This is a genomic window from Streptomyces sp. D2-8 (genome assembly GCF_023184515.1).
Lineage (GTDB): Bacteria > Actinomycetota > Actinomycetes > Streptomycetales > Streptomycetaceae > Streptomyces.
In genome coordinates, this window is record NZ_JAAHBP010000013.1 from 47,035 (window position 1) to 72,878 (window position 25,844).

Sequence of the window (25,844 nt, forward strand, 5' to 3'; positions counted from 1 at the left end):
CTCACCGCGCCGCGGTCTTCCGCAGCGTCTTCTGCAGGTCCCTCAGCGCCTGCGCGCTGCTCTTCTCCCCGTTCAGGACGGCGTACGCCTCCTGCTGGACCGCCGCGGTGACATCGCCGTACGGCACCACCCGGGGACGCGGGACGGCTCGCAGGATGGACTCCTTGAGCACCGGCAGGTACGGGTACTGCCCGATGAGCTCCCGGTCGTCGTAGAGGGAGGCGTACGGCGGGGCCAGGGAGGCGTCCTCGAGGAGGGTCCGGGTGTTCTTCTCACTCGTCATGAACTCGATGAAGTCCAGGGCCGTCGCCTTGTTCTTCGCCGACGAGGACACCGCCATGTTGTGGCCGCCGAGGCTGGAGGAGCCGGGCCCGTTCAGGCCGGGCAAGGGCGCGACCTCGTACTTGCCCTTGATGCCGCTCTTCTGGGCCAGGGAGTACACGTAGGGCCAGTTGCGCAGGAAGATCAGCTTGCCGGACTGGAAGGCCTGCCGGCCGTCCTCCTCCTGGTAGGTGATGGCCTTCTTCGCGATCGTCCCGTCCTTGAAGGAACGGGCGAGGAAGTCCAGGCCCTTCCTGGCCTCGGGGGTGTCGACGTCCGGCTTGCCGCTCGCGTCGGTCACGGTGCCGCCCGCGGAGTTCACCGCCTCGGCGAAGTTCACCGTCAGGCCCTCGTACTTCTGGAACTGCCCCGCGTAGCAGGACATGCTCTTCGCCTCGGGGAGCTTCTTCACCTTGGCGCAGGCGGCGGTCATCTCCGCCCAGGTGGTGGGGGGCTGGGCGACCCCGGCCTTCTTCAGCAGGTCGGTGCGGTAGTAGAGCATGCCGCCGTCCGAACTGGCCGGTACCGCGTACAGGCCGCCCCGGTACCGCGCGGTCTCCACCACCGGCTTCAGCATCTTCCCCAGCGGGAACCGCTCGCCGGGCAGCCGGTCGATCCATTGGTGGGCGGCGAACTCCGAGGTCCACACGACGTCGAGGGACAGCACCGTGTAGGCGTCGGACTTCGTCTCCGCGTTCTGGATCATCTGCTGCCGCTGCGCGTCCGCGTCGGTCGGCAGCTGGATGAAGGTGACCTTCTCCTTGGGGTGCGCCTTGTTCCAGCGGTCGAGCATCGGCTGGACGGTGCCGGTGGTGTCCTTGCCGGCCACGTACGTGATGGGGCCGCGCCCCTCGAACGACGGGGTCCCGGCCTGCCCGGAGCTTCCCTCGGAGGAGGCGCAGGCGGTGAGGAGGAGCCCGGCGGCGGCGATCGCGGCTGCTCTGCTGGTGGTTCTGGTCGTCACTGTCTCTCCTGGTCGTGCGGAACCGGGTTCAGGGATGGTGAGACTGCGTTGTCACGGAAAATCGTTGATCAAATCCGCAGGCCAGAAGCATGAGAGCGAACCTGCCGGGAAGCCTTCGAGGCCGTCGAGACAACGCTTGCAAGCTAGGGGCGTGCCGAGGTGAAGTCAATGCGTTACTCGGAGGTAATGGGCTGACCAGCCGGGCCTTCATCCCATGAAAGCGCTGTCACCATCCCGGGTCGGAGAGCGAATCCCTGTGCTAACGTCCGGCCCATGCCTCCAGCCCAGCAACGGCACCCCACGATGGCCGACGTCGCCGAACGGGCCGGGGTCTCCACCTCCACCGTCTCCCGCACGCTGCGCGGCCTGTCCACGGTCTCGCCGGAGGTACGCGCCCGCGTCGAGAAGGCCGCGCGCGAGCTCAGGTTCGCGGTGTCACGGCAGGCGGCAAGCCTGGTCACGGGCAGGACCGGCACGGTCGCGGTGATGGTCCCGACGCTCAACTCGTGGTTCACGGGATCCGCCCTGTCCAGCCTGGCCCCGCTGCTGCGGGCGGCGGGCATGCAGCTGAACGTCTACGAGATCCCGGACCTGGCCGAGCGCACCGCGTTCTTCGAGCACCTCCCGGCCCGCCGCAACGCCGACGCGCTGCTGGTGTTCTGCTTCGACCTCACCGACGAGGAGACGGCCCGGCTGGACGACCTCGGCATGCCGGTGATCTACGTCAGCCAGCACGTCGACGGACGCCCGAGCGTCTACGTCGACGACGTCGCCGGCGCCCTGCACGGCACCCGGCACCTGCTCAACCTCGGCCACCGCCGCATCGCGTTCGTCCCGACCGAGGGCGCGAGCGGCTTCACCTTCAGCTCCAACGAACGGCTGCTGGGCTACCGGCAGGCGCTCACCGAAGCGGGGGTGCCGCTCGACGACGACCTGGTGGTGTTCGTACGGGGCAACGGCAAGCGCGCCGCCGCAGAGTCCCTCGGCGCGCTGCTCAGCCTGCGCGAGCCGCCCACCGCGATCTTCGCCGAGCAGGACGAGATCGCGGTCGCCCTCATCTGGAACCTCCGCAAGACCCGGATCGCGGTGCCCGAGCGGGTCTCGGTCCTGGGCTTCGACGACCAGCCGCTGGCGGACTGGTTCGACCTGTCGACGGTGGCGCAGTCTCCTTCGGAGATGGGCCGGCTGGCCGGGGAACTGGCCCTGAAGCTCATCGACGACTCGGACGGCGACCACGAACGCCACATCGTCCTGCCGACGCATGTGATGCCCCGGGGCACGACGGCCCCGGTGGCGGGGCCGTCGAGTGCGACGGCGACTACGACCGAGCCCGCGACTGCGGCTGCGACCCGTCCGGCGGATCAGTCCGCGAGGTAACGGCGGGTCAGGCCGCGGCCGGTGCCGTGGTCAGCAGCTTGCCCATCGCGGCCAGTACGGACGGCTCGACGCGGTAGTAGACCCAGGTGCCGCGCCGCTCGGAGGTCAGCAGCCCGGCCTCCTTCAGCTTCTTCAGGTGGTGGCTCACCGTCGGCTGGGAGACGCCGACGTCGGAGATGTCGCACACGCACGCCTCGCCGCCCTCGTGGGAGGCCACCGCCGAGAACAGTCGCAGCCGCACCGGGTCGCCGAGGGCCTTGAACATCCGCGCGGCCGTTTCGGCCTCCTCGGCGGTGAACGGGCGCTCGGTGAGGGGCGGGCAGCACGGCGCCACGGCCTCGGGAACCTCGGGGTCCAGCAGCGGCAGCACCTTCGTATTCGACATGCATCTATGTTGACATACGTCGAACCATGCGGGGAGGTCGGCGCTGACTCGTGTAATTCGATAGATGTCTATGTTGACGCTCGTCGAAGCAAGTGCCATGCTGGCCGTGCAAGCCATCGACGAATGTCGAAGCAAAGGGGAATCTCGTGGCCGTGTCCATCAACAGCGTGCCCGGCACTGATCAGCTGCCCGTCGTGGTCATCGGGGCCGGCCCGGTCGGCCTGGCCGCCGCGGCCCACCTCGTCGAGCGCGGCATCGAACCGCTGGTCCTGGAAGCCGGACCGTCGGCCGGCACCGCAGTGCGCGACTGGGCGCACGTGCGGCTGTTCTCGCCCTGGTCGGAGATCACCGACCCGGCCGCGGAGAAGCTGCTCGCCCCGACCGGCTGGACCCGCCCGGACGGCTCCGCGTACCCGACCGGCGGCGACTGGGCCGAGCACTACCTGCAGCCCCTCGCCGACGTCCTCGGCGACAAGATCCGCTACGGGGCGACCGTGGTCGGCGTCGCCCGCGCCGGACGTGACCGCATCGTCGACTCGGGCCGTGACGAGCAGCCCTTCACCGTGCACATCCAGCAGGCCGACGGCCGCGAGGAACGGATCAGCGCCCGCGCCGTCATCGACGCCTCCGGCACCTGGTCCACCCCCGGCCCGATGGGCGCCGACGGCCTGCCCGCCCTCGGCGAGAAGTCCGCCGCCGGCCACATCTCCTACCGCGTCCCCGACCTGGGCGACCCGGCCGTCCGCGCCCGGTACGCGGGCAAGCGCACCGCCGTGGTCGGCTCCGGTGCCTCCGCCTTCACCGCCCTCGCCCAGCTCGCGGACCTGGCCGGGGACGAGCCGGGCACCCACGCCGTGTGGATCCTGCGCCGCGGTGTCACCGGCTCCACCTTCGGCGGCGGCGAGGCCGACCAGCTGCCCGCTCGCGGCGCCCTGGGCCTGCGCGCCAAGGCCGCCGTCGAGGCCGGCCACGCCGGCACGGCGACCGGATTCCGTACACAGGCTGTGGAGCGCGACGGCGATCGACTCGTCCTGGTGGACGACAACGGCCGCCGCCTCGACCCGGTCGACGAGGTCATCGTCCTGACCGGCTTCCGCCCGGACCTGTCCTTCCTCTCCGAGATCCGCCTCGGACTCGACGAACGCCTCCAGGCCCCGACCGCACTCGCCCCACTGATCGACCCCAACGTCCACTCCTGCGGCACCGTCTACCCGCACGGCGTGAACGAGCTGTCCCACCCCGAGCAGGGCGTCTACCTGACCGGCATGAAGTCCTACGGCCGCGCCCCCACGTTCCTCGCGATGACCGGCTACGAGCAGGTCCGCTCCATCACCGCGGCCATCGCCGGAGACCGTGAGGCCGCAGAGCGCGTCGAACTGACCCTCCCGGAGACCGGCGTGTGCGGTGGCGCCGGCCTGTTCGACGAGCCCGACGCCGCCCAGAACGTCGAGGGCGGCGGATGCTGCGCCGCCCCGGCCACCCTGCAGATCGGCGTCGGCGCCCCGGCCTCGACCGGCGGCTGCTGACGCCACACCTCAAGAGGGAGTCCGTCATGTCCCGTGTACAACTCGCCCTCCGTGTCCCGGATCTCGACGCGTCCGTGGCCTTCTACAGCAAGCTGTTCGGCACCGAGCCCGCGAAGCTCCGCGACGGCTACGCCAACTTCGCCATCGCCGAGCCCCCGCTCAAGCTCGTCCTGATCGAGGGCCCGGCGGGGGAGGCGACCCGCATGGATCACCTCGGCGTCGAGGTGGAGAACACCGAAGCCGTCCGGGCCGCGACGACCCGCCTGAGCGGGGCCGGTCTGACCACCGACGTGGAGAACGACACGACCTGCTGCTACGCGCTCCAGGACAAGGTCTGGGTCCACGGCCCCGGTCAGGAACCCTGGGAGGTGTACGTGGTCAAGGCGGACGCGGACTCCCTGGCCAAGCAGCAGGGCAGCACGTGTTGCGAGGGCTCCGCCGAGAGCACCGCGGAGGAACGCGCCGTCGCGGGCGGTTGCTGCTGACCGCAGGCTCGCCGAGGGGGCCTGCCGGGCGGAGGCGGAGGCGGCCGGCGGGCAGCCCATCGAGCTCGCCTGCCACCTGGTCCGGCTCGGCAACCGCAACGGCCCGCAGTGGCCGCTACCGGACATCATTCGCAGTGCTCCGGTCTTCAGGCCGGAGGTGAAGCGGATCGTGTGGCCGTGACGCGGAGCGTCGCGGTGTCGTTCCGGCGGAGCCGGACCCTGCTTCGTGACGGTGACGGATCGTCCACACGTTCCCGGTGACGACGTGGGTTCGACGTGCCTAGTGTGATCGTCATGCAGCTGCGGTACGCCTTCCGGTTGTACCCCGACGCCGCTCAGCAGGCCGCGCTGGCCCGGGCGTTCGGGTGTGCGCGCGTCGTGTTCAACGACGCCTTGCGTGCCCGCGAGGACGCCCGGAAGGCCGGACAGCTGTTCCCGACGGCCGGTCAGCTGTCCCGGAAGCTGATCACCGAGGCCAAGCGGACAGCGGAACGGTCCTGGCTCGGCGAGGTCTGCGCCGCGGTGCTCCAGCAGTCCCTGCGGGACGCCGAGAAGGCGTACCGCAACTTCTTCGCCTCCCTCAAGGGCACGCGCAAGGGACCGAAGGTGGGCCCGCCACGGTTGAAGTCCCGCAAGGACAGCAGGCAGTCGATCCGGTTCACCGCCAACGCCCGCTGGAGCATCACCGGCAGTGGCCGTCTGAGCCTGCCGAAGATCGGCGCGGTGAAGGTGAAATGGTCCCGCACGCTGCCCGCCGCCCCCACCTCCGTCACCGTCATCAAGGACGCGGCCGGCAGATTCTTCGCCTCCTTCGTCATCGACACCGACCCCGCCGTCGACCAGGCGCGGACGCCGGAGACCGACCGCACCATCGGCGTCGATCTCGGCCTCACCCACTTCGCCGTCCTCTCCGACGGCGCGAAGATCGACTCCCCGCGCTTCCTGCGGCGCGCGGAGAAGAAGCTGAAGAAGACCCAAAAGGAGCTGTCCCGCAAGCAGAAGGGATCAAAGAACCGGCCCAAGGCCCGCCTGAAGGTCGCCCGCGCCCACGCCAAAGTTGCTGACGCACGCCGTGAGTTCCACCACCAGCTCTCCACGAAGCTGATCTGCGAGAACCAAGGGATCGCCGTGGAGGACCCGTCGGTGGCGGGACTGGCCCGCACGAAGCTGGCCAAGTCCGTTCATGACGCGGGCTGGTCGTCGTTCGTGAACATGCTGGAGTACAAAGCGGAACGGTACGGCCGCACCCTGGTGAAGATCGGCCGGTTCACACCGACCTCCCAGACCTGCTCGACCTGCGGCGCCGTGGACGGACCCAAACCCCTGAACGTCCGGGAGTGGACCTGTACCGCCTGCGGTACCGTCCACGACCGGGACACCAACGCCGCGATCAACGTGAAGACGGCCGCCGGACTGGCGGTATCGGCCTGCGGAGCGCCGGTAAGACCGGGAGTAATCCCGGCACAGCGCGAAGAAACAGGAAGCCACGGATTCCCACCGGGAACCGTGCCGCGCAGCGGCACGGCAGCCAGTAAGGGAAGGCCAGAATCCTAGGGCTTCAGCCCGAGGTGCAAGTCAACCTCCTGACACGACCACCACCGACGCGAGGAACGCCACGATGGACGACGAACCGCTGAAGGACTGGGCGGAACGCCGTGACGCGAAGATCGGCCGTCTGCGCGCCGTGCCTGTTGTCTCCGGTGACGGCCCGAGGGCATCCCATCTGCGGCCGGAGGCACCTCGCGCCATCGAGCGATGGAACGGACACGCGTGGGAGCCGCACGGCTTCGCCGCCAACCTGGCCGAGGCCAAGGCGGTCCTGTACCCGGAGGCCGGGGAGCCCTCGAACCCGTCTTGTGGCCCGGTGCCGAAGCCACTCGGCTCCGGCACCGGCAAGCACCGTAAACCTCCGGCGCCCAGGTCGGACAGTGACGGCAGCGCGCGGTTGTGATCAGCGCCATGGAGCCTGAGCCGGGCCCCCTCGGCCCCTCTCCGAGACTGAAAAGGGCGAGGCCCGAAGACCCCGCCCGATCCCCTCGAAACCCAAGCTCAAGGCCACACCAGGCCATAAGGCTGGTGCCCGCCCTCTGCAACCGACGGCTGAAGTCAGCGGTTATCCGGCGGGGCCGGAGCCGATGACGATGACCTCACGTACTCCGTTGCCGGTCACTGAGGTCACGCCTCTCGCTTCGCGTCGATCTCGGCGATGAGGGCCTCGATGCGGGTCTTGATCTCGTCGCGGATGGGGCGGACGGCCTCGACACCCTTGCCGGCCGGGTCCTCCAGGGCCCAGTCGAGGTACTTCTTGCCGGGGAAGATCGGGCAGGCGTCGCCGCAGCCCATGGTGATGACGTAGTCGGAGGCCTGGACGGCCTCGGTGGTCAGGATCTTCGGCTCGGCGCCGGCGATGTCGACGCCGGCCTCCTTCATCGCCTCCACAGCGGCCGGGTTGACCTGGTCGCCCGGGACGGAGCCGGCGGAGCGGACCTCGATGCGGTCGCCCGCGAGGTGCTGGAGGAAGCCGGCGGCCATCTGGGAGCGGCCGGCGTTGTGGACGCAGACGAACAGCACGGAGGCGAGCGGAGCGGAGGACATGCGTTCTTCCTTCACGGAGTGGTGGCAGGTGGTGCGGGGTTCAGGTGCTCGGCAGGTCGGTGAGCAGGTCGGTGATCCGATGGTCGATGTCGTCGCGGATCCGGCGGACGACGTCGAGCGGGGCGCCCTCGGGGTCGGCCACCGGCCGGTCCAGGTGGCGACGGCCGGGCACAGGTCAGCCCCGGCTGGTATCAGTACCGGGTGATGTGACAGTATCAGCCCATGATGACGTCAGTCGACACTGACCTGATCCGGGTGCTGGCCGACCCGCTCAGGCTCCAGATCGTGACCCTGCTCGCCCGCGAGACGCTGTGCACCACCCACCTCGTCGAGGAGACCGGCGCCCGGCAGACCAACCTCTCCAACCATCTGAGGGTGCTGCGCGAGGCCGGGGTCGTCGAGACCGAGCCGTGCGGCCGCTTCACCTACTACAAGCTGCGCCCCGACGTCATCGCCCAGCTCGCCGGGCAGTTCGCCGACCTGGCCGAGTCCGCCCGCACCGCCGCCGAGAACAAGAGGGCCTGCCCGTGACCTCCACCGAGCCCACCACCGCCTCCGCTCAGGCCGGGGGCGGGGACGACTCGATCGTCAGGAAGCTCTCCACCCTCGACCGCTACCTGGCGGTGTGGATCCTCATCGCCATGGCCGTCGGTCTCGGACTCGGACGGGTTGTCCCGGGGCTGAACGACGCGCTGGCGAAGGTGGAGATCGGCGGCATCTCCCTGCCGATCGCGCTCGGCCTGCTGATCATGATGTATCCGGTCCTGGCGAAGGTGCGCTACGACAGGCTGGACGCCGTCACCGGCGACCGGAAGCTGATGATCTCCTCCCTGGTCATCAACTGGGTCCTCGGTCCCGCGGTCATGTTCGCCCTGGCGTGGATCTTCCTGCCGGACCTGCCCGAGTACCGCACCGGGTTGATCATCGTCGGCCTGGCCCGCTGCATCGCCATGGTGATCATCTGGAACGACCTCGCCTGCGGCGACCGCGAGGCCGCGGCCGTGCTCGTCGCGCTCAACTCGGTCTTCCAGGTTCTGGCGTTCGGCCTGCTGGGCTGGTTCTACCTCGACCTGCTGCCCGGCTGGCTCGGCCTGGGCGATGGCGAGCACCTGGACATCTCGACGGGGGAGATCGCCCTGAACGTGGTCATCTTCCTCGGCGTTCCGCTGCTGGCCGGCTTCCTGACCCGCCGGGTCGGTGAGAGGAAGATGGGCCGCGAGTCCTACGAGCGGCGCTTCCTGCCGAAGATCGGGCCGTGGGCGCTGTACGGGCTGCTGTTCACGATCGTCATCCTCTTCGCCCTCCAGGGCAGGACCATCACCTCCCAGCCGTGGGACGTCGCCCGGATCGCGCTGCCGCTGCTGGTCTACTTCGCGGTCATGTTCTTCGGCACCTTCCTCCTCGGAAAGGGCCTGGGGCTCGCCTACGACCGCACCACCACGCTGGCCTTCACCGCGGCGGGCAACAACTTCGAGCTGGCCATCGCGGTCGCCATCGCCACCTTCGGCGTCACCTCCGGCCAGGCCCTCTCCGGCGTCGTCGGACCGCTCATCGAAGTCCCGGTGCTGATCGGCCTGGTCTACGTCGCGCTCGCCTGGCGCAAGAAGTTCACCACCGGCGCGGTGACCACGGCCCCGTGACACAGCACGTGGACGTGGTGGTGGTCGGCGGCGGCCAGGCAGGGCTCGCCGCCGGCTACCACCTGCGCCGCCAGGGCCTCGCCTTCACCCTCCTCGACGCCGATCCGGCGCCGGGCGGGTCCTGGCAGCACATGTGGGACTCGCTGCACCTGTTCTCCCCGGCCGACCACTCCTCCCTGCCCGGCCGGCTCATGCCCGCCCAGCCCGGTGAGACCTACCCGGACGCCGGGCACGTGGTGGACTACCTCACCGACTACGAGAAGCGCTACGACCTGCCCGTCCAGCACGGCACCCGCGTGCACGCCGTGCACCGCGACGGCGACCGGCTCCTGGTGGAGGCCGACTCCGGCACCTGGCGGGCCCGCGCCGTCGTCAGCGCCACCGGCACCTGGTCGCGGCCCTTCGTCCCCGCCGTTCCGGGCAGCGGCGACTTCACCGGTCGGCGGTTGCACACCGTGCACTACCGTCGCCCGGCCGACTTCGCCGGTCAGCGCGTCCTCGTGGTCGGCGGCGGCAACTCCGGCGCCCAGATCGCCGCCGACCTCGCTCTGGACGGCCACGTCAAGACGACGTGGGTGACCCGGCGACCGCCCCGCTTCCTCCCCGACGACATCGACGGCCGCGTCCTGTTCGACGTCGCCACCGCACGCCGCCGCGCCCTCGACGAGGGCCGCGGCGACACCGGCGGAGTCGCCTCCCTCGGAGACGTCGTCGCCGTCCCGCCGGTCCGCGCCGCCCGCGACGCCGGGCTCCTGCGAACCCGCCCGATGTTCCGCCGGCTGACCGCCACCGGCGTTCAGTGGGCGGACGGCAGCCGGTCGGAGGCGGACGCGATCATCTGGTGCACCGGATTCCGCCCGGCTCTGGCTCACCTCGCCCCGCTCGGGCTGCGCGGCCCGCGCGGCCACGTCAGGACCTCCGGGACCCGGGCGGTCGGTGAGCCCCGCCTGCACCTGCTCGGCTACGGCGACTGGACCGGCCCTGCCTCCGCCACCCTCATCGGTGTGGGCCGCCCTGCCCGCGAGGCTGCCCACCGGATCGCGCGTCAGCTCGACCCCTGACCCCGCAACCAGCCCGTACGGCACGCCCAGAGACCGGCTGCCGGGAGTGCCGCCGCTCCCGGCAAGCCGAGCAGTACCTGCGGGCGCTCGCCGACGCCCTCGGCGACAAGGTCAGCACGCAAAAGGGCGAGGCCCGAAGACCCCGCCCGCACCCCACGAAACCCCGGCTCAGGGCCACACCAGGCAGTACGGCTGATGCCCCGCCTCATGCAACCGATGGCTGAAGTCCTGCCACTCGTGCAGCAGTTGGTAGACGTTGAACGCGTCCCGGGGGCCGCCGCGGTCCGGGACCGTCGACCAGATGAAGGCCGCCGCGCCCACCGCCTCCTCGCCGATGCCGCGCAGGGGGTCGACGACCGTCATGGGGAGTTTGACCACCGCGTAGTCCGGGTGCAGGACGACCAGTTCCAGGGGCGGGACCTTGTGCAGGGGGACGCCCTCGATGCCCGTGAGGACCATCGCCGCCATGGTCTCCGGCTTGATCTTCGTGAACATGCCGTTCATGCCGAGCTCGTCGCCGCCGAGTTCCTCGGGGCGCATCGAGATCGGGACGCGGGCCGCGGTCGCGCCGTCGGGCGCACCGAAGTACTTGTACGTCACCCCCACCCGACCACCATTCCCGCTGCTCCCGGCCCGAAGATCCTCCACCCGGCGTTCAGTACGTCCGGCGGTACGCTCCGGTTCACCCGGCCGACCCTGTGTCTGACGCGGTTCCTGAGCGTCCTCCGCCTCGCGCCGGTGCCTTCCCCGCCGGGCACGTCGAGGACCCAGGTCATCAGTCCCCTCGCCCAGTCCGCCACCGCGATGCATATCTCCACCCGACTGCTTTTCCAGAACGCGTCGCCCCCGCCGCGCAACCCGATCATCGTGTCAGTGACCTCCCCCACGGCCGCCCGCCGAAACGTGCGCTGAAACATCTGCCCGCAGGATCTCCTCAGCCTCCGACCACCCCGGGCCGTTTGAGCTGTGTGTACCGGGGTCCAGTCTCGCAGACGACGGAGAACGGGGGGCCGGTTGTCCCACGCCCCGCCCGCCCGCGCCCCTGGCCTACCCTGAACAGGTCACTGGCACCCGGAGCCCGACAGCGTCGGAGAAGGTCGGAGAAGTCGCAGGTCATGAGTGAACTGGCATATCCGTACGAAGCACCGGCCTCGCAGGCACTTTTCGACCGCGCGGCGGCCGTCACGCCCGGTGGCGTGAACTCACCGGTGCGGGCCTTCCGAGCCGTCGGCGGCACGCCGCGGTTCATGGTGTCCGGCACCGGCCCCTATCTGACCGATGCCGACGGCAGGGAGTACGTCGATCTCGTGTGCTCCTGGGGGCCCATGATCCTCGGGCACTCCCACCCCGAGGTCATCGCCGCCGTGCAGGACGCCGTCTCCCGCGGCACGTCCTTCGGTACGCCCGGTGAGGGCGAGGTCGCGCTCGCCGAGGAGATGACCGCCCGGGTCGCGCCGCTGGAGCAGGTGCGGCTCGTGTCCAGCGGGACCGAGGCGACCATGTCCGCCATCCGGCTCGCGCGCGGATTCACGCGGCGCACCAAGGTGATCAAGTTCGCCGGGTGTTACCACGGGCACGTCGACTCGCTGCTCGCCGCGGCAGGCAGCGGTGTCGCCACCTTCGCGCTGCCCGACACCCCGGGCGTCACCGGCGCCCAGGCCGGCGACACGATCGTCCTGCCCTACAACGACCTCGACGCCGTCCGCGAGGCCTTCCGGGCCCACCCCGGCGAGGTCGCCTGCGTGATCACCGAGGCCTCGCCGGGCAACATGGGCGTCGTACCGCCCGCCGAGGGGTTCAACCAGGGCCTGAAGGACCTCTGCGCCGAGCACGGCGCGCTCTACGTCTCCGACGAGGTCATGACCGGCTTCCGGACCAGCCGCGCCGGGTGGTTCGGGGTCGACGGCGTCGTCCCCGACCTGATGACCTTCGGCAAGGTCATGGGCGGCGGCTTCCCCGCGGCGGCCTTCGGCGGGCGCGCGGACGTCATGGCGCACCTCGCCCCGGCCGGGCCCGTCTACCAGGCCGGCACCCTGTCCGGTAACCCCGTCGCCACCGCCGCCGGGCTCGCCCAGCTGCGGCTCCTCGACGACGCCGCCTACGCCAAGGTCGACGCCGTGTCGAAGGAGATCCAGGGCCTCGTCACCGACGCCCTGACCAAGGAGGGCGTCGCGCACCGGCTGCAGAGTGCCTCCAACATGTTCTCGGTGTTCTTCACGGACCGGCCCGTGCGGAACTACGAGGACGCCAAGGCACAGGAGTCCTTCCGCTTCACCGCCTTCTTCCACTCGCTGCTCGGAGCCGGTGTCTACCTGCCGCCGTCCTCCTTCGAGTCGTGGTTCGTGTCCACCGCGCACGACGAGCGGGCCGTGCAGCGGATCGCCGACGCCCTTCCGGCGGCGGCCCGGGCGGCTGCGGAGGCGACGGCATGAGCGACCGGACCGACAACGGCGCCGAAGACATCACCGTCGTCCACCTCATGCGGCACGGCGAGGTCGCCAACCCGGACGGCATCCTCTACGGCCGCCTCCCCGGCTACCACCTCTCCGACCTGGGCCGCCGCATGGCCGACCGGGTCGCCGAGCACCTGTCCGGCCGCGATGTGACGCACGTCGTCGCCTCGCCGCTGGAGCGGGCGCAGGAGACGGCCGACCCGATCGCCAAGGCGCACGGGCTCGGGCTCGCCACCGACGAGCGGCTGATCGAGGCCGGCAACATCTTCCAGGGCAAGACGTTCGGCGTCGGGGACGGGGCGCTGCGCAAGCCCGGCAACTGGAAGCACCTGGTCAACCCGTTCCGGCCGTCCTGGGGCGAGCCGTACGTCGACCAGGTCGTCCGCATGATGAGTGCGCTGAGCGCCGCGAAGGACAAGGCCCGGGGGCACGAGGCGGTCGTGGTCAGCCACCAGCTGCCCATCTGGATCGTCCGGTCGTACGTCGAGCGCCGCCGCCTGTGGCACGACCCGCGCAAGCGCCAGTGCACGCTCGCCTCGCTGACGACCTTCACCTACCAGGGCGACCGGATCGTCTCGGTCGGCTACACCGAGCCGGCCCGCGACCTGGTCCCGGCCCACCTCCTCGCCGGTGCGAAGCCGGTGAAGGGCCAGGACAAGGCGTTCGGCGCGTAGTCGCGCCGACCCGGCCCGGGCGTTCGGCAGGCGCGTGAGCGCTTGCCGAACGCCCCTTTCTGATCGTTTACGACGCTTTCGTTACGGAATCTGCAAATATCAGCGGAACCTCCCCGTTCATCACGTCCTCTGACTGGGTGACCAGCACGACGTGATGAATCGGGGATGCCATGCGCGCTCTCTCCCGCAGGGGAATGCTCGGACTCGGCGCGGGAGCCGCCGCCGCCGTCTCACTCGCCGGATGCGGCGGTCTCACGGGCTCGGACGATTCCAGCCACGCCAACGGTTCCGGCGACTCCGCGCAGGGCGGATCGAAGCCGAAGCCGGAGCCCACCGCCCGCCCCATCGGCGACGGCTCCACCGCAAACACCGGCAAGCAGCCCCACCAGCCCGCGAAGCCCGAGCCGCTGGAGCCGGGTCAGACCCCGCCGCAGTTCGTCGTGTTCTCCTGGGACGGCGCCGGCGAGGTCGGCAACGGCCTCTTCCCGCGCTTCCTGGACCTCGCCGAGGAGCACGGCGCGAGCATGACCTTCTTCCTGTCCGGGCTGTATCTGCTGCCCGAGTCGAAGAAGCGCCTCTACGACCCGCCGAACAACCCGCGCGGCGCCTCCGACATCGGCTACCTCACCGACGCGCACATCAAGGACACGCTGAAGAACGTCCGCCGCGCCTGGCTCGAGGGCCACGAGATCGGCACCCACTTCAACGGCCACTTCTGCGGCGAGGCCCACGGCTCGGTCAAGAACTGGACGCCCCGGCAGTGGCGCAGCGAGATCGACCAGGCCAAGTCCTTCGTGAAGGAGTGGCGCACCAACACCGGCTGGACCGACCTGCCGTCGCTGCCGTTCGACTACGACAAGGAACTCGTCGGCGGCCGTACGCCCTGTCTGCTCGGCCAGGACAACCTGCTGCCCACCGCCCGCGAGCTCGGCTGGCGCTACGACGCCTCCTCGCCCGGCGGTCTCCAGGTCTGGCCCGCCAAGCGCCAGGGCATATGGGACCTGCCCCTCCAGCAGATACCTTTCCCCGGGCGCGGCTTCGAGGTCCTGTCGATGGACTACAACATGCTGGCCAACCAGTCCCTGAACTCCACGAAGGCCCCGGCCCACAACTACCCGGGCTGGCGGAAGCAGTCGGCCCAGGCGTACATCCAGGGATTCAAGCGGGCATACGAGACAAACCGGGCTCCTCTCTTCATCGGCAACCACTTCGAGCAGTGGAACGGCGGCATCTACATGGACGCCGTCGAAGAGGCCATCAAGCACATCGCGCGCGAGAAGGAGAAGGGCGCGGATGTGCGTCTCGTCTCCTTCCGGCAGTTCACCGACTGGCTCGACGCGCAAAAGCCCGAGGTGCTCGACCGGCTCCGCACGCTCGGGGTCGGGCAGCAGCCGGCCGGTGGCTGGCGGGAGTTCACCGGTCAGACGTCCACGCCCAGCCGAGACGCCTCGCAAAACGCCGCCTGAAATGCGGTTTTCCGCCCGCAAGGGGGGTGGAAGAGATCCCCGGAACGGACATGCGAAACTTTTCACATGAGTGCCGCCAGCCGCGCCCCCCAGCGTTCGGACCGGTCGCCCCGCCCCACCGGGCGCACGCGTCGGGTCCGCCGTAACGCCGCCCTGACCGCCGGTCTCGCCGCAGTCGCGCTGCTCGTCTCCGCGTGCGGCTCCGGCGGCACCTCCGGCGGCGGCGGCAACACCAACTTCGTCACCGGCACCGACGGCGTCGCCACCGTCGCCGAGGGCAAGCGCACCCCGGCGCCCGACCTGTCCGGCGAGACCATCGCCGGCAAGACCCTCGACGTCGCCGACTACAAGGGCAAGGTCGTCGTCCTCAACGTGTGGGGTTCCTGGTGCAACCCCTGCCGAGCCGAGGCCAAGTACTTCGCGAAGGTCTCCAAGGAGTACGCCGGCAAGGGCGTGCAGTTCGTAGGCATCAACACCCGGGACACCTCCACCGGCGCGGCCCTCGCCTTCGAGAAGGACTGGGGCATCACCTACCCCAGCCTCTACGACCCGACCGGCAAGCTGCTGCTGCGCTTCAAGAAGGGCACGCTCAACCCGCAGGCGATCCCCTCCACACTCATCCTCGACCGGGACGGCGAGATCGCGGCCCGTTCGCTGTCCGCGCTCAGCGAGGAACGGCTGCTGAAGATGCTCAAGCCGGTCGTCGCCGAGAAGTGAGCGGAGTAGTGACGTGAGCGCAGTCACCACGCTCGCCGCCATCGCGGACCCCAACGGCACGGTGCTCAAGGGCGCCCTGCTGGCGGCCTTGCCGATCGCGCTGCTCGGCGGCCTCGTCTCCTTCTTCTCGCCGTGCGTCCTGCCGCTGGTGCCCGGCTACCTGTCCTATGTGACGGGGGTCGCCGGCACCGACCTCGCCGAGGCGCGGCGCGGCCGGATGGTCGCGGGCGCCTCCCTGTTCGTGCTCGGCTTCACCGCGGTGTTCGTCTCCTCCGGGGCGTTGTTCGGCTACTTCGGCGCCACGCTCCAGGAACACAAGGACGTCCTGTCCACGGTGCTCGGCGTGCTCATGATCCTCATGGGTGTCTTCTTCATGGGCCTGATGCCCTGGTTCACCCAGCGCGAGTTCCGTTTCCACCGGCGGCCCGTGGCCGGACTGGCCGGGGCGCCCCTGCTCGGGGCGCTGTTCGGCATCGGCTGGACCCCCTGCATCGGCCCCACCCTCGCCTCCGTGCTGGCCCTCTCCTCCGACCAGGGGAGCGCCGGACGCGGTGCCGTCCTGACCATCGCGTACTGTCTGGGCCTGGGCGTGCCGTTCGTGCTCGCCGCGGTCGCCTTCCGCAAGGCCCTCGGAGCCTTCGGCTGGGTCAAGCGCCATTACGTCTGGGTGATGCGGGTCGGCGGCACCATGATGATCGTGACCGGGCTGCTGCTGCTGACCGGCGCGTGGGACCGCATCGTGCAGGAGATGCAGGTCTGGTCCGACGGCTTCACTGTGGGGATCTGATCGATGAGCAAGACCACCGCCTCCGACCCGGCCCCGTCCGCCGCCGAGGACCAGGAGCTGGGTGACGCCGGCTCCCAGCTGTCCACCGCCCCCAAGGAGGAGGCGCCCCACCTGCCCGCCCTGGGCGTCATCGGCTGGGCCCGCTGGTTCTGGCGGCAGCTGACCTCCATGCGGGTCGCCCTGCTGCTGCTCCTGCTGCTCTCCCTCGGCGCGATCCCCGGCTCGCTCATCCCGCAGTCCGGCAGCGACGAGACGAAGGTCGCCGACTTCCGCAAGGCGCACCCGGCCCTCTCGGACGTCTACGACAAGATCGGCATGTTCCACGTCTACAGCTCGGTGTGGTTCTCCGCGATCTACATCCTGCTGTTCGTCTCCCTCATCGGCTGCATCGTGCCCCGCACCTGGCAGTTCGTGGGCCAGCTGCGCGGCCTGCCGCCCGGCGCGCCCCGGCGGCTGAACCGGCTGCCCGCCCACACCACCTGGCGCACCACGGCCGAACCCGAGCAGGTCCACCGGGCCGCCCTGGCCCTGCTGAAGAAGCGCCGCTTCCGCGCCCACCTCACCGGGGACGCCGTCGCCGCCGAGAAGGGCTACCTGCGCGAGCTGGGCAACCTCGCCTTCCACATCGCCCTCATCGTGATGCTGGTCGCCTTCGCCTGGGGCCAGCTGTACAAGTCGGAGGGCAACAAGCTGGTCGTCGAGGGCAACGGCTTCTCCAACACCCTCACCCAGTACGACGACTTCAAGTCCGGCAACCTCTTCACGTCCGACGACCTGGTGCCGTTCAGCTTCAACCTGAAGAAGTTCACCGGCACCTACGAGCGCACCGGCCCCAACAAGGGCACCCCGCGCGTCTACAAGGCCGACCTCACCTACAGCTCGGGCCCCTACGGCAAGGACGAGAACACCACCGTCCGGGTGAACCACCCCCTGGAGATCGGCGACTCCAAGGTCTACCTCGTCAGCCACGGCTACGCCCCCGTCATCACCGTCCGCGACGCCAAGGGCACGGTCGTCTTCGACGACGCCGTACCGCTGCTGCCGCTGGACGCCAACGTCACCTCCTCCGGTGTCGTCAAGGTCCTCGACGGCTACCGCGACACCCAGGGCAAGAAGGAACAGCTCGGCTTCAACGCGTTCTTCGTACCGACCTTCGGCGGCTCCGCCAGCGGCACGATGCTGTCGCAGTTCCCCGCGCTGGACTCCCCGGTGCTCGCGCTGTCCGCCTATCACGGCGACCTGGGAGCCGACTCGGGCATCCCGCAGAGCGTGTACCAGATGGACAAGAGCAACATGAAGGAGTTCAAGGACTCCGAGGGCAAGCTGTTCAAGAAGCTGCTGCGGCCCGGCGAGACCATGAAGCTCCCGAACGGCGCCGGTTCGGTCACCTTCGGCAAGGACGTCAAGGAGTGGGCCGGCTTCCAGGTCGTCCAGCAGCCCGGCAGCGGCTGGGCGCTGGCCGGTGCCCTCGCCGCGATCGGCGGCCTCGCCGCCTCCCTGTTCATCCAGCGCCGCCGCGTCTGGGTGCGCGCGGTCAAGGGCGCCGACGGCGTCACCGTCGTCGAGATGGCCGGCCTCGGCCGCAGCGAGTCCGCCAAGGTCCCCGAGGAACTGGGCGACCTCGCCGGCACCCTCTACGAGCAGGCACCGGGCGCGCCCGGCCCCGACGACCCCGTAGATTCCCCCGACACCGACCAGGAGCCGGGTACCGAAACCCCCGTACCTGCCGAAGGGGCTGAGAAGTGACTCTCGCCGCCGCCACCAACGAAAACCTCGCGGAGATCAGCAATGTGCTGATCTACTCCGCGATGGCCGTCTACACCCTGGCCTTCTTCGCGTACATCGCCGAATGGCTCTTCGGCAGCCGCAGCAAGGTCGCCCGGACCGCCGCCGCGCTCACCACCGCGCCGGACGCCGGGAAGGCACCGGCCGTCACCGTGAACCGGGCCGGCGGCACCGCCGTGCTGGAGCGGCCGAAGGTGACCGTGCGGGCCGCTGCCGGTCAGCGCGACGTGCCGGACGGCCCCGGGGCGCACGGCGGGGACGAGCAGGGCGACCTGTACGGCCGGATCGCCATCTCCCTCACGGCGCTCGCCTTCCTGATCGAGTTCGGCGGTGTCCTCACCCGCGCCCTGTCGGTGGAGCGTGCCCCGTGGGGCAACATGTACGAGTTCAACATCACGTTCTCCACGGTCGCGGTCGGCGTGTACCTCGGGCTGCTGGCGCTGAAGAAGAACGTGCGCTGGCTCGGCCTGTTCCTGATCACCTCGGTCCTGCTCGACCTGGGCCTGGCGGTGACGGTCCTCTACACCGCCAGCGACCAGCTGGTTCCGGCCCTGCACTCGTACTGGCTGTACATCCACGTCTCGACGGCGATCTTCTGCGGCGCGGTCTTCTACGTGGGCGCGGTCGGCACGATCCTGTACCTGTTCAAGGACTCCTACGAGAGCAAGCTCGCGAGCGGTGGCACGCCCGGCACCTTCGCGACCTCCGTCCTGGAGCGGCTGCCCTCCTCCGCCTCCCTCGACAAGTTCTCCTACCGCGTCAACGCGGCCGTCTTCCCGCTGTGGACGTTCACGATCATCGCGGGCGCCATCTGGGCCGGCGACGCCTGGGGCCGCTACTGGGGCTGGGACCCGAAGGAGACCTGGTCCTTCATCACCTGGGTCGCCTACGCCTGCTACCTGCACGCCCGCGCCACCGCCGGCTGGAAGGGCCGCAAGGCCGCCTACCTGGCCCTGATCGCCTTCGGCTGCTGGCTGTTCAACTACTACGGCGTGAACATCTTCGTTTCGGGCAAGCACTCCTACGCCGGTGTGTAGCGCTCCCGGCGCGACGGCAGGACGGGGAGGGCTTGCCTGGGGGCTGAGCCGTGAGAAACCCCCTAGCCCTGGCGTGTGACGCTCGTGATCACCTCCCGCAGCCGGGTCGCGTACCGGGACAGGTTCTTGTGCGCGATGTCGGTGTCCGGATAGCGGCAGGCGAACCACAGGCCCTCATGGAGTCTGTTGACCCAGACGCAGACCCGGTCGCCGTACGACACCCTGACCAGTCCGTAGGCCTTCAGCTCGGCCCACCGCTCGGAGCCGGGGATGTCGCGGGCGTCGAGGAAGGACACCAGGGAGTACAGGTCGGGAGACGTGGGGCGGAAGTCCGTTCCGAGCAGTCGGAGTACCCGCTCGAGGGGGGTGCGGGCCAGCCGCCGGTTGGCGCGCAGCGCGGCGTGTGCGTTCTCCAGAGCTCCGTGGAAGTCATGGACCTCCGTCAACGGGATCTCGACCGGTGCCCCGCCGACATACCAGCCCACGGAGTCCGACCACCGCGACGTCGCCCGGGTGTGGAACGGCACGACGGTGCGGAAGACGGGCTCCCCCTCGATCTCACGGACGATGAGCGCAGTGGCCGCCAGCACGCCGACCAGGCTGCCGCCGTAGGGCCGGCAGTGCGCCTCGAACGCGGCGGCGTCGTCGGCGTCCACCAGCGGCCCGCACAGCGCCTTCTGCCGGGGCAGTGCGCCGTCGGCGTCCAGGCCGAGATCGACGGGGAAGTTCGGCAGCCGCCCCTCGCAGTTCTTGATGAATTCCCGCCAGCGGACGACGATGTCGTGGCCGTCGTCGACCTTGTCCGCGTTCGCCCTTTCGGCCTGGCAGAAGTCGACGTAGCTGGCGACGGGTTCCTGCTCGGGGGAGCGGCCCGCCGATACCGCCGCACAGAGCTCGTGGAGGGCGACGGGGATGTTCTGGAGTGAGTAGGCGTCGACGTTGCTGTGGTCGAAGGCCATGTACACGCTGGTGCTGTCGTCCCGGACGACCGCCGCGTAGATGAAGTTGGGCCACCGGAGTGCGTCCGCCACGGTGTCGAACCGCTTCTGGAGATGCTCGGCCAGCTCCGTCTCGTCCGTGAAGTCGCCGATCTCCTCCCGGCGCAGGCGCACCTCCTCGCTGTCGAGCGTGAACCGGACGAGCTCGTCGCCGCGCGGCCCGGACCAGGTGAAGCCGCTGCGCAGCGTCTCGTGCCGCAGTGTCCAGGTGCGCAGCGCGTCCTGGAGCACATCCAGCTCCGTCCGGCCTGGGAGGTCGAAACACACGCCGATCCAGGTCGGTACGAACAGCCCGTCCTCACGCACGGACCGGGAAGTCCTGAGGTGTGACTCCTGGATGTAGGCCGGCGGCCTGGAGTCCTCCGGCAGGCCCTGAGCCGTCGCCGCGACCGCCGGATCGAGCGTCCACTCCACGAGCCGCCCGGGCCGGATCTCACAGTGCTGAATGTCCGTCATGCGCACGAGGCGACTCCGATCGCCGATGAGGGTTTACCGATCAGGTGTGCCGTGGGGGCGAACGTCCCACACCCGATGGCGCGACTTTTAGGTGGAACGGATGGCGTCCCCCCGGCGGCGAGTGCTCTGGACGGCGGCCGGGGACATCCGTCTCAGTCGCCGATGTCCTCGCTCCACAGCTCCGGGCGCTCGATGACGAAGCCGCGCAACAGCTCGACGCACTCGGCATCGTCCAGCAGGACGATCTCCACACCGTGTCGAGCCAGCCAGTCGTGCCCGCCCTGGAAGGTGGTCGCCTCGCCGATCACCACCCGGGAGATGCCGAACTGCCGGACCAGTCCGGAGCAGTACCAGCACGGCGACAGGGTGGTCACCATCGTCGTACCCCGGTACGACCGCTGCCGCCCCGCCGCCCGGAAGGCCGCTGTCTCGGCGTGCATCGCCGGGTCGTCGTCCTGGACGCGACGGTTGTGTCCCCGGCCGAGGAGGATGCCGTCGGGGCCGTACAGCGCGGCGCCGACGGGGATGCCGCCCTCCAAGAGGCCGGACCGGGCCTCTTCGACGGCGGTGGCGAGCCATGCGCGGGCCTGTGCCTCGTCCATGGCCTCATCCATGACCTGCCCGAGCCACTCCGTAACCTGGCCCCGATCATCTTTTGCGCGTGCGGCGGACGTGGTGCCGGGGGCGGACGAACGGTCATGGGCACTGGCCACGCCGGCCGTCGGTCACCCGGGTGAGCGTTCCGGCCCGTCCGCCGGCGATCCAGTCGCCGTCCCGGCTTCGGTGAGCCGGTCGAGGTGGGCGTGGAGGGCACTCGCGCCTTCGATCATGGCCCTGCTCCGAGCCGTCAGCACCTCCCCACGCGCCGCCACGGCCGCCCGCAGCGCCGCACTGCCGCCCTCCCGCCGCAGCCCCTCCAGCACCGGCCTGATCTGGTCGAACAGATAGTGGCTGCGGCGCAGGGTGTGCACGAGCCGGGCATCGCGCACATCGGCCGGCTCATAGACCCGGTACCCCGTCCCGCGCTCCCGCCCGGGCGTGAGCAGCCCGGCCCCCTCCCACACCCGCAGCGCGGACGTCCGTACGCCCAGCAGCACCGCCACCTCCCCGATGCGCAGCCCGCCCGAACGCGGCAGCGGGGCGGGTGGTTCGGCCGCGAGCAGTTCCAGGGCCTCGCTCGCCGCCCGCAGTGACACCCGCTCCTCGTGCAGGGCGGCATGGGCGGCGTCGAGCAGCGCGAGCGCGCCCGGGACGTCCCCCTCGTGCACGGTCCGCATGATCGCCGTCGCCGTCACGGGCCCGTACCCCCGCATCAGCGTCCGGTACGCCAGCAGCGCGCCGCGGTGCACCTCCCCGAAGACGCGGTAGCCGGACGCGGTCCGCGCGGCCGGCGGGAGGACACCGGCGTCCTCGTAGTTGCGGATCTGCTGCGTCGAGACACCGGCCAGCCGGGCCAGGTCGACGGGGCGGAGGCGGCGGTCGTTCGTCATCGATTTGAAGGTTACGGCAGGAGTCAGGGCGCGTAAGCCTCTCAAGTCTCAACACCGCACTTCAATGGAAGACTTGAAGGAATGGACGACTGCATCCGCGTCACCGGCGCACGCCTGAACAACCTCAGGAACGTCTCCCTCTCCCTGCCGAAGAACAAGCTGGTCGTCCTGACCGGCCTCTCCGGCTCCGGCAAGTCCACCCTCGCCTTCGACACCCTCCACCGGGAGGGCCAGCGGCAGTACATGGAGTCGCTGGGCATGGTCACCGGCTTCGTCAGCAAGCCCGCCGTGGACTCGATCACCGGCCTGTCCCCGTCCATCAGCGTCGACCAGCACCTCACCAACCGCAGCCCGCGCTCCACCGTCGGCACGGTCACCGAGGTCTTCACCTACCTGCGGCTGCTGTGGTCGCGCATCGGGGTCCGGCCCTGCCCCGGCTGCGGCAAGGACATCCCGCCGTCCTACGCCGACGGCGCCGAGGCCGATGAGGACGCCGAGGCGGAGCAGCGGCCCTGCCCGCACTGCGGCACCCCGGTACCCGAACTGGTCATGGGCTCCTTCTCCTTCAACAAGCCCGCCGGAGCCTGCCCGGCCTGCACCGGCCTCGGCGAGGTGATCCGGCCCGACATACGGCGCCTGGTCGACGACGGGAAGTCGGTCGCGCACGGGGCGGTGAAGGGCTGGAACGCCAAGTTCACCGACTGGAGCATCCCCGTGCTGCGGGCCGCCGCCGGCCACTACGGTTTCACCTTCGACGCGCACACACCGGTCGGCGAACTGGACGACAGGGGGCGGGACCTGCTGCTCCACGGCGTCGAAAGCCCCGAGTTCCGACGCCACTTCCCCGACACCGACCCGCCCGCGACCGTGGCGGCGGGCCGCTTCGAAGGAGTCGCGACGGCGCTGCTGCGCCGCTACAGCGACCGCGCCGACGACCCCGAGTACCGCGAACGGGCCGAGCAGCAGGGCTTGGTGAAGCAGCCCTGCGGGGAGTGCGGCGGGACCCGGCTGGGGGCTCAGGCCCGGGCGGTGACCGTGCACGGCCTCACCGTCGTCGAGGCGGTCCGGCTTCCGCTGACCGACCTCGCCGGCTGGCTGACCGGCCTGCGCGAGCGCTCCGACGGGGACGAGTGGCTGCTCGTGGAGCCGGTCGTCGCCGACCTGGAGGAGCGGGTCCGGCGCCTGCTGGACGTCGGAGTCGGCTACCTCACCCTGGGCCAGGCCACACCCAGCCTCTCCGCGGGCGAGACCCAGCGGCTGCGGCTGGCCGCCCTGCTCGGCTCCGGCCTGACCGGCGTCCTCTACGTCCTGGACGAGCCGACCATCGGCCTGCACCCCTCGGACACCGCCCGCCTGGTCGACGTCCTGCGCCGGCTGCGCGACCTCGGCAACACGGTCCTGGTCATCGAGCACGACCTGGACGTCCTGAAGGCGGCGGACCATGTGGTGGACGTCGGGCCGGGGGCGGGCCGGGACGGCGGGCGGATCGTCGCCGAGGGCACGCCGGACGAGGTCGCGGCGACGGAGGGCTCACCGACCGGGGCGTACCTGTCCGGACGGGCGGCGCACCCGGTCTCCCGGGGGCGGGGCGACGCCGCGGCAGCCCTGGTCATCAGGGGCGCCCGGGCCCACAATCTCAAGGACCTGACCGTACGCCTCCCGCTCGGCCGGCTGGTCACGGTCACGGGCCCCTCCGGGTCGGGCAAGTCCACCCTGCTCCTCGACATCCTGGACCGGGCCGCGCGGCGGCGCTTCAACGGGGCGGGGGAGCAGCCCGGTGAGCACGACGGCATCGACGGCTGGGAGCACCTGGGCAAGATCGTGACTGTCGACCAGGAGCCGGTCAGCCGCATGCCGCGCTCCAACGCGGCCACGTACGCCGAAGTGTTCACACCGATCCGGGAGGTGTTCGCGGCGCGCTCGAAGGGGGCACTCACCGCGGGTCACTTCTCCTTCAACACGGCCGGCGGCCGGTGCGAGCGCTGCGAGGGGGCCGGGGTGCTGTCGGTGCACATGCACTTCCTCCCGGCGGTGGAGGTGCGGTGCCCCGCCTGCCGGGGGAGGCGCTTCCGGCCCGAGGTGCTGGGCGTCCGGTACGAGGGGTGTGACATCGCACAGGTGCTGGAGGCGACGGTGGACGAGGCACTGGAGGTGTTCCGGGACGTGCCCACCGTGGTCGGCCGGCTGCGCCGCATGGCGGACGTCGGCCTCGGCTACCTCCCGCTGGGCCAGCCCGCGCCCACCCTCTCGGGCGGCGAAGCCCAACGCCTCAAACTGGCGAAGGAGTTGGGCCGCAGGGCGGCGGGCCGCACCCTCTACGTCCTCGACGAGCCGACGACCGGACTGCACGCGGCGGACACGGCACGGCTCCTCGGGGTGCTGCAACGGCTGGTGGACGCGGGGCACTCCGTCATCACCATCGAACACAACGTGGAGGTGATGCGGGCCTCGGACTGGCTGATCGACCTCGGGCCGGTCGGCGGGGCCGGCGGCGGCCGGGTCGTGGCGGAGGGGGCCCCGGGGGAGGTGGCGGCGGTGAGGGCGTCACGGACCGGTGGGTTTCTGGCTGAGTGACGTACGCCGTGCTCTCGGGGCCGCCCGCTTCTTCGGCGGCGTCGTGCCCCGTCAGCCCTGCCTCTCCAGCACCGCGTAGTCGGCGAAGCTGCGGCGGTAGCGCAGGTGCCTCGTCTCCTGGGTGTGCCTGCGCTGCCACTCCTCCACCTCGCCGGGCGCCTGGCACGGGCCCGAACCCGCCCCGCAGTCCTCCTCCTCGCCCGAGACGCAGGACGCCTCGTACTCGGGCTGGGCCGACGCGTCCTGCACGATCGTGTACGGCACGTAGCGGAAGATCCTGCGGCCGGTCGATTCCCCACCGTGCTCGTCGCGTTGGTGCTGGCGCAGCAGCACGTTCGCGTCCGTCACCGCGCTCCCGTCGAACGCCGCCCGCGCTCTGTCCCGCCGGAGCGCCAGCTCCTCACAGGCCGCGCACCCGGGCACGGGGGACGGGGGCCGGGTCGGATCGGCCGACAGTCCTTCCCTGGAACGGTCGTTGAGCGGTCGACGAGAGCTGCCTGCGCAACGTGGTCGGTGGTCCGGCTGTCATGCGAGAGCAGTGCGCGTACCTGCTCAGCGTTGCGCGGCGTCCCAACGTCCGCATCCAGTTCGCCCCTGCCGGGCCCGCCGAGATCGTCCGCCCCAGTGGCTCCATGTCCCTGATCACGCTGCCCGAAGGGCGCCACTGGCTGTATTCGGAATCCCTCAACCGCGGCCATTTCACGAACGATCCGGCCCTCTACGAGCGCTATAACCAGTTCTATGATGTGCTCAGGGCGGACGCCTTGTCAGCTCCCCAGTCCGCCGCTCTGATCCACGAGACGATGGAGAGGTACGAGCATCATGGACCGGAACGAGCTCGGCGCGATCACCTGGGTCAAGAGCAGCTACAGCGACGGCAACGGCGGCAACTGCATAGAAATAGCCCCCGGTTTCCCCGAAACCGTCCCCGTGCGCGACAGCAAGAACCCTGACGGACCGGTCCTGCTCGTCACCCGGTCCGCCTGGTCGGCGTTCGTCGGGTCCGTGCGCTGAACTACTGCCGCTCGGCACTTGAAGGATCCAGTTCGCGGA

The 25,844-nt window shown here is 70.5% G+C and carries 26 protein-coding genes and 1 pseudogene; 18 read left to right on the forward strand and 9 right to left on the reverse strand.

Translation table 11 applies throughout. From position 1 onward, the window contains the following. Position 1: 1 nt before the first annotated feature. Entirely contained in the window at positions 2-1,285 is a 1,284-nt protein-coding gene (locus tag G3I77_RS22810; RefSeq protein WP_248506633.1) for an ABC transporter substrate-binding protein, read from the reverse strand. A gap of 303 nt (positions 1,286-1,588) precedes the next feature. On the opposite strand from G3I77_RS22810, the gene G3I77_RS22815 reads away from it, so the two are divergent. After that, entirely contained in the window at positions 1,589-2,662 is a 1,074-nt protein-coding gene (locus G3I77_RS22815) for a LacI family DNA-binding transcriptional regulator (RefSeq protein WP_248506999.1), read from the forward strand. Between the two features lie 7 nt (positions 2,663-2,669). On the opposite strand, the gene G3I77_RS22820 is transcribed toward G3I77_RS22815, so the two are convergent. Then, the gene (locus tag G3I77_RS22820; protein ID WP_248506635.1) at positions 2,670-3,047 is read right to left on the reverse strand and encodes a helix-turn-helix transcriptional regulator; all 378 of its coding nucleotides are present in this window, start codon (positions 3,045-3,047) and stop codon (positions 2,670-2,672) included. 152 nt (positions 3,048-3,199) lie between these two features. Here G3I77_RS22820 and G3I77_RS22825 point away from each other — a divergent pair, with 152 nt between their 5' ends. The 4 genes from G3I77_RS22825 (at position 3,200) to G3I77_RS22840 (ending at position 7,009) form a co-directional block, all read left to right on the forward strand. After that, complete coding sequence (locus tag G3I77_RS22825) at positions 3,200-4,573, forward strand: FAD-dependent oxidoreductase (RefSeq protein ID WP_374386418.1); 1,374 nt, start codon at positions 3,200-3,202, stop codon at positions 4,571-4,573. 26 nt (positions 4,574-4,599) lie between these two features. After that, positions 4,600-5,058, forward strand: a complete 459-nt coding sequence (locus G3I77_RS22830) for an ArsI/CadI family heavy metal resistance metalloenzyme (protein WP_248506638.1) — start codon at positions 4,600-4,602, stop codon at positions 5,056-5,058. Positions 5,059-5,352: 294 nt separating this feature from the next. Further along, the gene (locus tag G3I77_RS22835; protein ID WP_248506639.1) at positions 5,353-6,612 is read left to right on the forward strand and encodes a transposase; all 1,260 of its coding nucleotides are present in this window, start codon (positions 5,353-5,355) and stop codon (positions 6,610-6,612) included. A gap of 64 nt (positions 6,613-6,676) precedes the next feature. Continuing rightward, positions 6,677-7,009, forward strand: a complete 333-nt coding sequence (locus tag G3I77_RS22840) for a DUF6087 family protein (protein WP_248506640.1) — start codon at positions 6,677-6,679, stop codon at positions 7,007-7,009. Between the two features lie 224 nt (positions 7,010-7,233). On the opposite strand, the gene G3I77_RS22845 is transcribed toward G3I77_RS22840, so the two are convergent. Further along, positions 7,234-7,653, reverse strand: coding sequence for an arsenate reductase ArsC (locus tag G3I77_RS22845; protein WP_248506641.1), 420 nt, complete (start codon positions 7,651-7,653; stop codon positions 7,234-7,236). Positions 7,654-7,875: 222 nt separating this feature from the next. Between G3I77_RS22845 and G3I77_RS22850 the strand changes: the two genes are divergently transcribed. Genes G3I77_RS22850 through G3I77_RS22860 form a run of 3 tightly spaced genes read left to right on the forward strand, consistent with a single transcriptional unit; the run spans position 7,876 to position 10,354 of the window. Next, complete coding sequence (locus tag G3I77_RS22850; protein WP_248506642.1) at positions 7,876-8,184, forward strand: helix-turn-helix transcriptional regulator; 309 nt, start codon at positions 7,876-7,878, stop codon at positions 8,182-8,184. Next, on the forward strand, positions 8,181-9,293 hold the full coding sequence (gene arsB / locus G3I77_RS22855) for an ACR3 family arsenite efflux transporter (RefSeq protein WP_248506643.1): 1,113 nt from the start codon (positions 8,181-8,183) through the stop codon (positions 9,291-9,293). Before G3I77_RS22850 ends, arsB begins: the two co-directional genes overlap by 4 nt. Then, the gene (locus G3I77_RS22860) at positions 9,290-10,354 is read left to right on the forward strand and encodes an ArsO family NAD(P)H-dependent flavin-containing monooxygenase (RefSeq protein ID WP_248506645.1); all 1,065 of its coding nucleotides are present in this window, start codon (positions 9,290-9,292) and stop codon (positions 10,352-10,354) included. The genes arsB and G3I77_RS22860 overlap by 4 nt, the downstream gene beginning before the upstream one ends. A 168-nt stretch (positions 10,355-10,522) precedes the next feature. Here G3I77_RS22860 and G3I77_RS22865 read toward each other — a convergent pair whose 3' ends face one another. Then, positions 10,523-10,960 (reverse strand): hypothetical protein, encoded by a 438-nt coding sequence (locus tag G3I77_RS22865; RefSeq protein WP_003974483.1) that lies wholly within the window; start codon positions 10,958-10,960, stop codon positions 10,523-10,525. Continuing rightward, entirely contained in the window at positions 10,951-11,271 is a 321-nt protein-coding gene (locus G3I77_RS40910; protein ID WP_248506648.1) for a hypothetical protein, read from the reverse strand. Before G3I77_RS40910 ends, G3I77_RS22865 begins: the two co-directional genes overlap by 10 nt. 198 nt (positions 11,272-11,469) lie before the next feature. Between G3I77_RS40910 and hemL the strand changes: the two genes are divergently transcribed. The 7 genes from hemL (at position 11,470) to ccsB (ending at position 19,273) form a co-directional block, all read left to right on the forward strand. Next, on the forward strand, positions 11,470-12,786 hold the full coding sequence (hemL, locus tag G3I77_RS22875; RefSeq protein WP_248506650.1) for a glutamate-1-semialdehyde 2,1-aminomutase: 1,317 nt from the start codon (positions 11,470-11,472) through the stop codon (positions 12,784-12,786). After that, on the forward strand, positions 12,783-13,481 hold the full coding sequence (locus G3I77_RS22880) for a histidine phosphatase family protein (RefSeq protein WP_248506652.1): 699 nt from the start codon (positions 12,783-12,785) through the stop codon (positions 13,479-13,481). The genes hemL and G3I77_RS22880 overlap by 4 nt, the downstream gene beginning before the upstream one ends. Before the next feature lie 170 nt (positions 13,482-13,651). Next, positions 13,652-14,947, forward strand: a complete 1,296-nt coding sequence (locus G3I77_RS22885) for a hypothetical protein (protein WP_248506655.1) — start codon at positions 13,652-13,654, stop codon at positions 14,945-14,947. A gap of 66 nt (positions 14,948-15,013) precedes the next feature. Continuing rightward, positions 15,014-15,664 carry a TlpA disulfide reductase family protein gene (locus G3I77_RS22890; RefSeq protein WP_248506657.1) on the forward strand — a complete coding sequence of 217 codons (651 nt, stop codon included), beginning with the start codon at positions 15,014-15,016 and terminating at the stop codon, positions 15,662-15,664. 13 nt (positions 15,665-15,677) lie between these two features. Continuing rightward, the gene (locus tag G3I77_RS22895; protein ID WP_248506658.1) at positions 15,678-16,451 is read left to right on the forward strand and encodes a cytochrome c biogenesis protein CcdA; all 774 of its coding nucleotides are present in this window, start codon (positions 15,678-15,680) and stop codon (positions 16,449-16,451) included. 3 nt (positions 16,452-16,454) lie between these two features. After that, complete coding sequence (locus tag G3I77_RS22900) at positions 16,455-18,197, forward strand: cytochrome c biogenesis protein ResB (protein WP_248506659.1); 1,743 nt, start codon at positions 16,455-16,457, stop codon at positions 18,195-18,197. Next, positions 18,194-19,273: a c-type cytochrome biogenesis protein CcsB gene (gene ccsB, locus G3I77_RS22905; protein WP_248506660.1), complete on the forward strand. Its 1,080-nt coding sequence runs from the start codon at positions 18,194-18,196 to the stop codon at positions 19,271-19,273. The genes G3I77_RS22900 and ccsB overlap by 4 nt, the downstream gene beginning before the upstream one ends. 62 nt (positions 19,274-19,335) lie before the next feature. Here the strand turns inward: ccsB and G3I77_RS22910 are convergent, their stop codons facing one another. The 3 genes from G3I77_RS22910 to G3I77_RS22920 form a co-directional block, all read right to left on the reverse strand. Beyond that, complete coding sequence (locus tag G3I77_RS22910; RefSeq protein ID WP_248506661.1) at positions 19,336-20,733, reverse strand: condensation domain-containing protein; 1,398 nt, start codon at positions 20,731-20,733, stop codon at positions 19,336-19,338. A 146-nt stretch (positions 20,734-20,879) separates the two neighbouring features. Next, the gene (locus G3I77_RS22915) at positions 20,880-21,329 is read right to left on the reverse strand and encodes a nucleoside deaminase (protein WP_248506662.1); all 450 of its coding nucleotides are present in this window, start codon (positions 21,327-21,329) and stop codon (positions 20,880-20,882) included. Positions 21,330-21,452: 123 nt separating this feature from the next. After that, positions 21,453-22,217 carry a MerR family transcriptional regulator gene (locus tag G3I77_RS22920; protein WP_248506664.1) on the reverse strand — a complete coding sequence of 255 codons (765 nt, stop codon included), beginning with the start codon at positions 22,215-22,217 and terminating at the stop codon, positions 21,453-21,455. Between the two features lie 81 nt (positions 22,218-22,298). Between G3I77_RS22920 and uvrA the strand changes: the two genes are divergently transcribed. Further along, entirely contained in the window at positions 22,299-24,791 is a 2,493-nt protein-coding gene (uvrA, locus tag G3I77_RS22925) for an excinuclease ABC subunit UvrA (protein ID WP_248506666.1), read from the forward strand. Positions 24,792-24,842: 51 nt separating this feature from the next. Here uvrA and G3I77_RS22930 read toward each other — a convergent pair whose 3' ends face one another. Further along, the gene (locus G3I77_RS22930) at positions 24,843-25,139 is read right to left on the reverse strand and encodes a hypothetical protein (RefSeq protein WP_248506668.1); all 297 of its coding nucleotides are present in this window, start codon (positions 25,137-25,139) and stop codon (positions 24,843-24,845) included. Between the two features lie 179 nt (positions 25,140-25,318). Between G3I77_RS22930 and G3I77_RS22935 the strand changes: the two are divergent. Next, positions 25,319-25,531 (forward strand): annotated as a pseudogene (locus G3I77_RS22935) (Scr1 family TA system antitoxin-like transcriptional regulator); the annotation flags it as partial. Between the two features lie 82 nt (positions 25,532-25,613). Beyond that, positions 25,614-25,805, forward strand: a complete 192-nt coding sequence (locus G3I77_RS22940; protein WP_248506670.1) for a DUF397 domain-containing protein — start codon at positions 25,614-25,616, stop codon at positions 25,803-25,805. Positions 25,806-25,844: the final 39 nt, after the last annotated feature.

Coding starts and splice junctions, on each gene's coding strand:
- G3I77_RS22815 (WP_248506999.1), top strand. CDS start 1,589: ATGGCCGACGTCGCCGAACGGGCCGGGGTCTCCACCTCCACCGTCTCC.
- G3I77_RS22820 (WP_248506635.1), bottom strand. CDS start 3,047: ATGTCGAATACGAAGGTGCTGCCGCTGCTGGACCCCGAGGTTCCCGAG.
- G3I77_RS22830 (WP_248506638.1), top strand. CDS start 4,600: ATGTCCCGTGTACAACTCGCCCTCCGTGTCCCGGATCTCGACGCGTCC.
- G3I77_RS22835 (WP_248506639.1), top strand. CDS start 5,353: ATGCAGCTGCGGTACGCCTTCCGGTTGTACCCCGACGCCGCTCAGCAG.
- G3I77_RS22840 (WP_248506640.1), top strand. CDS start 6,677: ATGGACGACGAACCGCTGAAGGACTGGGCGGAACGCCGTGACGCGAAG.
- G3I77_RS22845 (WP_248506641.1), bottom strand. CDS start 7,653: ATGTCCTCCGCTCCGCTCGCCTCCGTGCTGTTCGTCTGCGTCCACAAC.
- G3I77_RS22850 (WP_248506642.1), top strand. CDS start 7,876: ATGATGACGTCAGTCGACACTGACCTGATCCGGGTGCTGGCCGACCCG.
- G3I77_RS40910 (WP_248506648.1), bottom strand. CDS start 11,271: ATGTTTCAGCGCACGTTTCGGCGGGCGGCCGTGGGGGAGGTCACTGAC.
- hemL (WP_248506650.1), top strand. CDS start 11,470: ATGAGTGAACTGGCATATCCGTACGAAGCACCGGCCTCGCAGGCACTT.
- G3I77_RS22880 (WP_248506652.1), top strand. CDS start 12,783: ATGAGCGACCGGACCGACAACGGCGCCGAAGACATCACCGTCGTCCAC.
- G3I77_RS22885 (WP_248506655.1), top strand. CDS start 13,652: ATGCGCGCTCTCTCCCGCAGGGGAATGCTCGGACTCGGCGCGGGAGCC.
- G3I77_RS22890 (WP_248506657.1), top strand. CDS start 15,014: ATGAGTGCCGCCAGCCGCGCCCCCCAGCGTTCGGACCGGTCGCCCCGC.
- G3I77_RS22900 (WP_248506659.1), top strand. CDS start 16,455: ATGAGCAAGACCACCGCCTCCGACCCGGCCCCGTCCGCCGCCGAGGAC.
- G3I77_RS22915 (WP_248506662.1), bottom strand. CDS start 21,329: ATGGACGAGGCACAGGCCCGCGCATGGCTCGCCACCGCCGTCGAAGAG.
- G3I77_RS22920 (WP_248506664.1), bottom strand. CDS start 22,217: ATGACGAACGACCGCCGCCTCCGCCCCGTCGACCTGGCCCGGCTGGCC.
- uvrA (WP_248506666.1), top strand. CDS start 22,299: ATGGACGACTGCATCCGCGTCACCGGCGCACGCCTGAACAACCTCAGG.
- G3I77_RS22940 (WP_248506670.1), top strand. CDS start 25,614: ATGGACCGGAACGAGCTCGGCGCGATCACCTGGGTCAAGAGCAGCTAC.